This window comes from Comamonas sp. (genome assembly GCF_036666375.1).
GTDB lineage: Bacteria > Pseudomonadota > Gammaproteobacteria > Burkholderiales > Burkholderiaceae_C > Comamonas.
The window spans coordinates 6,298-13,611 of record NZ_JAVWWA010000127.1; the positions used below are offsets into that span (position 1 = coordinate 6,298).

General features: G+C 65.6%; 6 protein-coding genes and 1 pseudogene. 5 read left to right on the plus strand and 2 right to left on the minus strand.

The features are described 5' to 3' along the window. Both RR928_RS21855 and RR928_RS21860 read right to left on the minus strand, forming a co-directional pair. Positions 1 to 352: pseudogene (locus RR928_RS21855) on the minus strand (hypothetical protein); the annotation flags it as partial. Positions 353 to 686: 334 nt separating this feature from the next. Further along, on the minus strand, positions 687 to 1,433 hold the full coding sequence (locus RR928_RS21860) for a Crp/Fnr family transcriptional regulator (RefSeq protein ID WP_332539960.1): 747 nt from the start codon (positions 1,431 to 1,433) through the stop codon (positions 687 to 689). Between the two features lie 226 nt (positions 1,434 to 1,659). Here RR928_RS21860 and RR928_RS21865 point away from each other — a divergent pair, with 226 nt between their 5' ends. From RR928_RS21865 to RR928_RS21885, 5 genes are all read left to right on the plus strand, one after another. Further along, positions 1,660 to 3,594 carry an AMP-dependent synthetase/ligase gene (locus RR928_RS21865; protein ID WP_332684236.1) on the plus strand — a complete coding sequence of 645 codons (1,935 nt, stop codon included), beginning with the start codon at positions 1,660 to 1,662 and terminating at the stop codon, positions 3,592 to 3,594. Between the two features lie 18 nt (positions 3,595 to 3,612). Beyond that, positions 3,613 to 4,398, plus strand: a complete 786-nt coding sequence (locus RR928_RS21870; RefSeq protein WP_159911635.1) for an ABC transporter ATP-binding protein — start codon at positions 3,613 to 3,615, stop codon at positions 4,396 to 4,398. 18 nt (positions 4,399 to 4,416) lie between these two features. Next, the gene (locus RR928_RS21875) at positions 4,417 to 5,346 is read left to right on the plus strand and encodes a branched-chain amino acid ABC transporter permease (RefSeq protein WP_332534807.1); all 930 of its coding nucleotides are present in this window, start codon (positions 4,417 to 4,419) and stop codon (positions 5,344 to 5,346) included. Between the two features lie 21 nt (positions 5,347 to 5,367). Next, a complete protein-coding gene (locus RR928_RS21880; protein WP_332534805.1) occupies positions 5,368 to 6,432 on the plus strand; it encodes a branched-chain amino acid ABC transporter permease in 1,065 nt (354 codons plus the stop codon). Between the two features lie 85 nt (positions 6,433 to 6,517). Next, positions 6,518 to 7,314, plus strand: a 797-nt coding sequence (locus tag RR928_RS21885) for an ABC transporter substrate-binding protein (RefSeq protein WP_332684244.1), incomplete at its 3' end; no start/stop codon positions are given.

The following is a 7,314-nucleotide window of genomic DNA, read 5'->3' on the forward strand; positions in this document are numbered from 1 at the left end:
CGGAAATCGTCGCGACGCGGGCCGCCCCGCCCTTCAAAGCGCGGCGCGCCATCGGGACGGCCAAAGCCGCCGCCGCCTTCACGCGGGCCGCCCGGACGCGGACCGTCATGGCGCGGACCACCACCTTGCGGTGCGCCACCTTGCGGTGCGCCACGGAAATCGTCGCGGCGCGGGCCGCCCCGCCCTTCAAAGCGCGGCGCGCCATCGGCACGGCCGAAACCGCCGCCACCTTCACGCGGGCCATCCTGGCGCGGGCCGCCCTGACGCGGGCCGCCACGCGGATCATCGCGGCGCGGGCCGGCCCGCCCCTCAAAGCGCGGTGCGCCCGACGGGCCGCGCTGGCGGTCGCCATAGGGAGCGGAAGAACGGGCGGCGCCATCACGGCTGCCACCAGGTTTGCCTGCGCGGCCTCCCGCACCGCCGCCCGAGGAACGGGCAGCGGGTGCCGGCGCTGCCGGCTGGGAGTTGATGCGCAGGGTGGCACGCGGGCCGGAGCCAGGCGTGCGGGGGGAAGATGGGGAGGAAGACATTTGCCGCTATTGTCGCCGCCCTGCCCCGCGGCTGCCGAATACCACACGTTATGTAATGTGCACGACGGTGTAAACCAGCATTCACCCTCTGCAGCCGGCGTCAGCCGCGACAAACTGCGCGGCAATTAGCCTAGTAAGGATGAGGGGCAATGGCGGTCAATGATCCACCGCCAGGCCCTCTGGATGCGCAGCCGGCATGAATTGCGCATTGCGCAGCGCCGCGAGATCGAGCACGCGCAGGCCGCCGTACTCGATGCGTATCGCGCCCTGGTCCTGCAGATTGGCCAGGGCCTCGTTCACGCGCTGGCGCGACAGTCCCACGATGTACGCCAGCTCCTGCTGGGTGATGCGCAGCACCTGGGCCATGCCCGGGTAGAGCACGGGATTGAAGAACGCCGCGAGGCTGCGCGCGACACGCACTTCGGGGTTGCCCATGCGGTCGTTCTCGCGCGCCGCGATGAACTGGCCCAGCCGCTCGTTGAGCTGTTCGAGCACGAAGCGGTTGAAGGTCAGCGAATGGTCGAGCAGCCAGTGGAAGGTGTCTATGGGCAGGCCCGCGACCACGCTCTTGCGCAGCGCCTGGATGTTGTAGCGATAGGGTTCGCGCTTGACGGCCGTGCCTTCGCCGACCCAGCCGCCGGGCGGCACGCCGGTAAATGTCACGGTCTGGCCCTGGTCGTTGTCGGCGCAGATCTTGAGCAGGCCTTCGACCAGCCCGAACCAGTAGGTCACGGGCCGGCCCACGCGGCAGATGTAGTCACCCGGCAAGGCGTCGCCCACCAGCAGCGCAGCTTCGGCGCGTGCGCGTTCATGGGGCTGGAGCACGCTCAGCCAGGAAATATTGCGCAATTCCTGGGGCGTGGGTTCGCGACGGCGCTGGTGCAAGGACAAATCGTGGCTCATGCCATGAGCATGGCGCGCAAAACCAAAGTTGCCGATCGGGGATTTCCCACCGGCCGGCGCGGCAACGAAGCTGGTATGGCGCGCGTTTTCCCGCAGAGGAGTTTCCCCCGGATTGTCGTCGCCAAGACAAAAAGGCGTCAAACCCCTTCCTAAGATCGAGCCCAACCAAGCAATATCCGCCTTTGCTTACGCCAAGCCCAGGCTGTTCACTTTCCGAGGAAAAGCAATGACCACCACGTTCCCGCATTTGCTGCAAAAGCATGCCGCCGAACGCCCGGGCGCGCCTGCGCTGCGGGAAAAGGAGTACGGTATCTGGCAGACCTGGAGCTGGCAGGAGGTCGCGCAGGAAGTGCGCCACTTCGCCTGCGGCCTCAAGACGCTGGGTTTCACCCGCGGCAACAACCTCGCGCTGATCAGCGACAACCGGCCCCATGTCTACATGGGCTTTGTCGCCGTGCAGAGCCTGGGCGGCGTGCCCATTCCGCTGTACCAGGATGCGGTGGCCGCGGAGATGGTGTTCGTGCTCCAGGATGCCGACATCAGTTACGCGTTTGCCGAGAACCAGGAGCAGGTCGACAAGCTGCTGGAAATCCGCGAAAGCGTTCCCGGCATCCAGCACATCATCTATGACGATCCGCGTGGCCTGCGCCATTACGACCAGCCCGGCCTGATCAGCACCGCCGAACTGATAGCGCGCGGCGCCCAATGGGATGCGGCCAACCCCGGCGCCTGGGAAACCGGGCTCTCCCAGGTCCAGCCCGACGATGTCTCGGTCATCCTCTACACATCTGGCACCACGGGCAAGCCCAAGGGTGTCTGCCAGACCCATGCCAGCTTTGCGCAATCCGCCATGGGCGGCGTGCAGGTCGACGGGCTCAATGCCGACGACAACGTCATTTCCTATCTGCCGCCGGCCTGGGTCGGCGACCACCTGTTCTCGCTGGCCCAGTGGCTGGTCGCGGGCTTCACCATCAACTGCCCCGAATCGGCGGCCACGGTGTCCATCGACCTGCGCGAGATCGGCCCGACCTATTACTTCGCGCCGCCGCGCATCTTCGAAGGCATGCTGACTTCGGTGTCGATCCGCATGGAAGACGCGGCCGCGCCCAAGCGCTGGCTGTTCGAGCGCTGCATGCAGCTGGCCCGGCGCGTGGGCTCGGACATTCTCGACGGCAAGCCCGTGGGTTTCATGGACCGCATGCTCTACCGCCTGGGCGACTTCGCGATCTACGGACCGCTGCGCAACGTGATGGGGCTGTCGCACATCCGCGTGGCCTACACCGCCGGCGCAGCCATAGGCCCCGACCTGTTCCGCTTTTTCCGCTCGATAGGCATCAACCTCAAGCAGCTCTACGGCCAGACCGAGACCTGCGCCTATGTCTGCATCCAGCACAACGGCCAGGTCAAGCTGCACACCGTGGGCCAGGCCGCTCCCGGCATCGAACTCAAGCTTGCCGACAACGGCGAAGTGCTGGTGCGCGGCGTGTCGGTGCTCAAGGAGTACTACAAGCGCCCCGACGCCACGGCCGAGGCCATCGACGAGCAGGGCTTTTTCCACACCGGTGACGCGGGCGTGATCGACGCCGACGGCCACCTGCGCATCATCGATCGCGCCAAGGACGTGGGCAAGACCAATGCCGGCGCGATGTTCGCGCCCAACTACATCGAGAACAAGCTCAAGTTCTTCTCGCACATCAAGGAAGCCGTGTGCTTCGGCCACCAGCGCGACCAGGTCTGCGCCTTCATCAACATCGACTACGAAGCCGTGGGCAACTGGGCCGAGCGCCAGGGCCTGCCTTATGGCGGCTATGTCGACCTGACCTCCAAGCCCCAGGTGCAGACGCTGATCGCCGAATGCATTGCCAAGGTCAACGCCGACCTGGCAAGCGAGGACGGCATGGCGGGCACGCAGATCGCGCGCTTCCTGGTGCTGCACAAGGAGCTGGACCCGGACGACGACGAGCTGACCCGCACCCGCAAGGTGCGGCGCAACTTCATTGCCGACAAGTACGGCGTGCTGGTCGACGCGCTCTACGCGGGCCGCACCGAGCAGTTCATCACCACCCAGGTCAAGTTCGAAGACGGGCGCACCGGCAGCCTGAGCGCCACGCTCAATCTGCTGGACGCCAAGACTTTCGCCGCGGCCAAGGCCGCCGCTTAACGCCGCCCAAGGAACCGCATGCGCACCCAACCCATAGGCGATGTCATTCTCGACATCAACAACCTCAGCCTGCGCTTCGGCGGCGTCAAGGCGCTGACCGACATTTCGTTCGACGTGCGCGAGCACGAGATCCGCGCCATCATCGGACCGAACGGCGCGGGCAAGAGCTCGATGCTCAACTGCATCAACGGCGTCTACACGCCGTCCGAAGGCAGCATCACCTTCCGCGGCAAGACCTTCTCGCACATGAACAGCCGCCAGGTCGCCGAAATGGGCGTGGCGCGCACCTTCCAGAACCTGGCGCTGTTCAAGGGCATGAGCGTGATCGACAACATCATGACCGGCCGCAACCTGAAGATCAAAAGCAATCTGCTGATGCAGGCGCTGCACATCGGCCCGGCGGCGCGCGAGGAAGCACGCCACCGCGAGTTCGTCGAGCACATCATCGACTTCCTGGAAATCCAGGCCTACCGCAAGACGCCCGTGGGCCAGCTGCCCTACGGCCTGCAAAAGCGCGTCGACCTGGGCCGGGCGCTGGCGATGGAGCCGCAGGTGCTGCTGCTCGACGAGCCCATGGCGGGCATGAACGTCGAGGAAAAGCAGGACATGTGCCGCTTCATTCTCGACGTCAACGACGAATACGGCGCAACCATCGTGCTGATCGAGCACGACATGGGCGTGGTGATGGACATCTCCGACCGCGTGGTGGTGCTCGACTACGGCAAGAAGATCGGCGACGGCGAACCGCTTGCCGTACGCAACAACCCCGATGTGATCCGCGCCTATCTGGGCAACTCGCACTAAAGCGCACAGGAGAGCCCCATGGCATTCTTTCTCGAAACCCTTTTTGGCGGCCTGATGGTCGGCATGCTCTACGCGCTGGTCGCGCTGGGCTTTGTGCTGATCTTCAAGGCGTCCGGCGTGTTCAACTTCGCGCAGGGCGCGATGGTGCTGTTCTCGGCACTGGCGATGGCGCGCTTTTCCGAATGGATTCCCCAATGGCTGGGCATTGCGCCGGGCATGCTGGGCAATCTGCTGGCCATCATCGTCGCGCTCGCGCTGATGGTGGTCGTGGCCTGGCTGATCGAGCGCCTGGCGCTGCGCCACCTGGTCAACCAGGAGCCGATCACGCTGCTGATGGCCACGCTGGGCATCGCCTACCTGCTTGACGGCCTGGGCCCGCTGATCTTCGGCAGCCAGGTGTACAGCATCAACGTGGGCATGCCCAAGGATCCGATCTTCATCCTGCCCGGCATGTTCGAAGGCGGCCTGCTGGTGAGCCAGGAAGACCTGTACTCGGCCGGCATCGCCGCGCTGCTGGTGATAGGCCTGGCGCTGTTCTTCCAGAAGACCAAGACCGGCCGTGCGCTGCGCGCCGTCGCCGACGACCACCAGGCCGCACAGTCGATCGGCATTCCGCTGTCGCGCATCTGGGTGATCGTCTGGTCGGTGGCCGGCGGCGTGGCCCTGGTGGTCGGCATCATCTGGGGCTCCAAGCTCGGCGTGCAGTTCTCGCTGTCGCTGGTGGCGCTCAAGGCCCTGCCGGTGGTGATTCTCGGCGGCCTGACCTCGATTCCCGGCGCCATCGTCGGCGGCCTGATCATCGGCGTCGGCGAGAAGCTCTCCGAGGTCTACATCGGCCCCATGGTCGGCGGCGGCATCGAGACCTGGTTTGCCTACGGCCTGGCCCTGGCCTTCCTGCTGGTGCGCCCGCAAGGCCTGTTTGGCGACAAGATCATCGACCGCGTTTGACGACCGTTTCAGGAGTTCCCCATGTTCTATCGTGAAAACGGCCAGTTCAAGACCACGTACGCGGCCGACCAGCAGATCTTTCCCATTGCCCAGGACCGCATCGCCATCCTCGCCATCCTGGTGCTGGCCTTCGTGGTCGTGCCGATGAGCGTCAGCGACTACACCTTCCAGGCGGTGCTGATTCCCTTCCTCATCATGGCGCTGGCCGCGATGGGGCTCAACATCCTGGTTGGCTACTGCGGCCAGATTTCCCTGGGCACGGGCGCCTTCATGGCCGTGGGCGCCTACGCCGCCTACAACCTGCAGGTGCGCATCGAAGGCATGCCGCTGCTGCTGTCTCTGCTGGGCGGCGGGCTGTGCGCCATGCTGTTCGGCGTGGTCTTCGGCCTGCCCAGCCTGCGCATCCGCGGCCTGTACCTGGCCGTGGCGACGCTGGCCGCGCAGTTCTTCATGGACTGGCTGGCCAGCCGCGCGCCCTGGGTCACGAACAACTCGTCGTCGGGCTCGGTCAGCGCCGGCCAGCTGTCGATTGCCGGCTGGGTGATCGACACACCGGCCGAGAAATACCTGCTGTGCCTGGGCCTGCTGTGCGTTCTGGGCCTGCTGGCCAAGAACCTGGTGCGCAGCGCCACGGGCCGCAACTGGATGGCGATGCGCGACATGGACGTCGCCGCCTCGGTGATCGGCATACGCCCGGTCTACGCCAAGCTCAGCGCGTTTGCCGTGAGCTCGTTCATCGTCGGCATCGCGGGCGCGCTCTGGGGCTTCGTCCACCTGGGCGCCTGGGAACCCGCGGCGTTCAGCCTGGACCGCTCGTTCCAGCTGCTGTTCATGATCATCATCGGCGGCCTGGGCTCCATCATGGGCAGCCTGTTCGGCGCGGCGTTCTTCGTGCTGCTGCCGCTGGTGCTCACGCATGTGCCGCACTGGCTGGGCCTGCCGCTGTCGACGGCCAGCGCGACCTACATCGAACACATGGTCTTTGGCGCGCTGATCGTTTTCTTCCTGATCGTCGAACCCCACGGCCTGGCCAGGCTGTGGTCCACCGCCAAGCAGAAACTGCGGCTCTGGCCTTTCCCGCATTGAGCCGTTGCCAGGGCTTGAAGCACTCGCTCGAAGTGTCCGCTGCCCATTCGTGACCCCGGTCCTTTATTTCTACAGGAGACAAATCATGATGTTCAAGAAAGCTGCGCTCGCCGCCGCCACCGCCGCCCTGGGATTCGGGGCGCTGGTCGCGGCCCCCGCCGCCATGGCCCAGGATCAGTTCGTTCCGCTGCTGGTCTATCGCACCGGCCAGTTCGCACCCCTGGGCATTCCATGGGCCGACGGCAAGCAGGACTACCTCAAGCTGGTCAACGCCAAGGGCGGCGTCAACGGCGTGAAGATCGCCTTCGAGGAATGCGAAACCGCCTATGACACCGCCAAGGGCGTGGAGTGCTACGAGCGCCTGAAGAACAAGGGCGGCGGCGCCTCGGGCTTCGATCCGCAGTCGACCGGCATCACCTTTGCCGTCAGCGACAAGGCACCGGGCGACAAGCGCGCCATCGTGACCATGGGCTACGGCCTGTCGCAGTCGGCCAATGGCTCGGTGTTCGAATGGAACTTCCCGCTGCTGGGCAACTACTGGACCGCGGCCGACTCCATCATCCAGGACATCCTGAAGAAGGAAAAAGGCAGCCTCAAGGGCAAGAAGATCGCGCTGGTCTACCACGACTCGCCTTACGGCAAGGAACCGATTCCGCTGCTGCAAAAGCGCGCCGCCAAGGAAGGCTTCGAGCTGATGCTGCTGCCCGTGACCGCGCCCGGCGTGGAGCAGAAGTCGACCTGGCTGCAGGTGCGCCAGCAACGCCCCGACTATGTGCTGCTGTGGTCGGCCGGCGTGATGACGCCCACGGCCATACGCGAAGCCCAGGCAACCAACTTCGCGCGCGACAAGATCTACGCGATCTGGTGGGCCGGCTCGGACCA